2 protein-coding genes are annotated in these 1,791 nt (G+C 68.6%); both read left to right on the top strand.

Features of this window, described 5'->3' with window-relative positions; translation table 11 throughout:
- Nucleotides 1–526: hypothetical protein (locus tag ROTAS13_RS27580; protein ID WP_171979230.1), on the top strand; the 526-nt coding region annotated here is incomplete at its 5' end.
- Between the two features lie 292 nt (nucleotides 527–818).
- Nucleotides 819–1,791: outer membrane protein (locus tag ROTAS13_RS24025; RefSeq protein ID WP_253187760.1), on the top strand; the 973-nt coding region annotated here is incomplete at its 3' end.

The following is a 1,791-nucleotide window of genomic DNA, read 5'->3' as shown; positions in this document are numbered from 1 at the left end:
GTGCGTAGATGTGATCAAGAGACAGGGCGCGGCCCCCTCCCCGGCCATGCTGGCGCAGGGCGTCGCGGAGCTGGATTCCTGGCTCCGTCACGACTGCTGCATCGTCCTCAGCCGCACGGGCGAGGCGCCGGACAGCCGCGAGATCCCGCCCCTGGCCAAGCGCAAGGCGCCGATCGCCGAGATCGCGGTCCTGTCGGGCACGGCGACCAAGCAGAAGCTGTCGCTCACCGTGGCGATCCGCAATCTCGGCGGCTATCGCTGGCGTCCGGGCGGGACCGGTGCGGGCGGCGTCAACCTCGGCGTGATGCGGCGCCTGGCGGACGGCACGCTGGAGCGCGACTTCCGCCGCGTCCGGCTCAGCGCGCAGGAGATCATGCCCGGCGAGACGGTGCAGATCGTCTTCGAGCTGCCACTGCAGGATGCCCAGGGCTGGAGCATGGACCTGGTCGCCGAGGGCGTGAGCTGGTTCGGTGCCGAGATCGCCCTGGACCGGACCGGCACGGCACTGACGCCAAAGGACAGTTGACCGGAAGTCTCTTTCCGGTGCGGGCGATTCGCGTTTCGCCGATTTCCGCCGGAGTCGTGGATTGCCCCTGGATTCGTGGACGGAAGATGGCGCAGAATGCATCCGCGGCAATCCACTTGATTCCCGTGAACCCTGCTTCGTGCCGGTTTCCGCGTCCGCTCTGTGGCAGTTCGGCCACAATGCCACAGGACGCCCTTCCGGCATCCCTGCCTCTCATGCTGGTGAATATGCTTCGCGGCGGCGGCGTGCATTTTGAGAGTCGTTCGTCCCCCCGATGAAGGACACTATCTCAATGAAACTCCGTCACGCGTTGCTCGCGACGACCCTCTTCATGGCCCCTGGTGTCGCGATGGCGCAGTCCGCCTGGTGGACGCCGCCGAGCTGGCTGGCCACCCCGGTCGCGCAGCCTGTCACCGGCCTGTACCTGTCCGGCGGCGCCGGCTGGAACCACGCCGACAAGCGCAACGCCACCTCCGATGGCGGCGCCAACGGCTTCTTCGACGCCACGGTGGGCAACCGCCAGGGCTCGTTCAAGTTCAGCGAAGGCTGGGGCGGCCAGGTCGCCGTCGGCTGGGGCTTCGGCAACGGTCTGCGCGCCGAGGTCGAGGGCAACTTCCGCGACAATCCCACCAGCAAGGTCGGCGGCTGGTCCAGCCGTGGCGTGGGCAGCACCAGCGGCAACTTCTTCAGCGGCACCGGCCGTATGCGCCAGTACGGCGTGATGGTGAACGGCTACTACGACTTCCAGCTGCCGGCCTGGTTCCCGAACATGCCGATCCCGGTCGTGCCCTACGTCGGCGGTGGCGTGGGCTGGATCTGGACGGATCTGGACAATGTCGGCGGCACGCGGGTGAACAGCGTCGGCCGTCCGGGTGATACGATCACCGTCGACGATACCGCAGGCGCCTTCGGCTACCAGGGCATCGCCGGTCTGGCCTTCCCGATCCCGGCCGTGCCTGGCCTGTCGCTGACGGCCGAGTACCGCTACCTCGGCACGCTGCAGACCAAGTATGACGGCGTCGTGCGCACCGCCTCGGGCCAAGTCCCGACCCGCGGCAAGTTCGAGATCGACGGCGCGAACAACCACTCCGCCATGCTGGGCCTGCGCTACGCGCTGTGGACCCCGCCGGCGCCCGTGGCCGCTCCGCCGGTCGTGCCGCAGGCTCCGCAGGCCGTGGCCCGCACCTACCTCGTGTTCTTCGACTGGGACCGTTACAATCTGACGGACCGCGCCCGGCAGATCATCACCGAGGCGGCGCAGAACG

This window comes from Roseomonas sp. TAS13 (genome assembly GCF_001950415.1).
In the GTDB taxonomy this organism is placed as follows: domain Bacteria; phylum Pseudomonadota; class Alphaproteobacteria; order Acetobacterales; family Acetobacteraceae; genus Roseomonas; species Roseomonas mucosa.
This window is presented reverse-complemented; position numbering and strand designations above follow the sequence as displayed.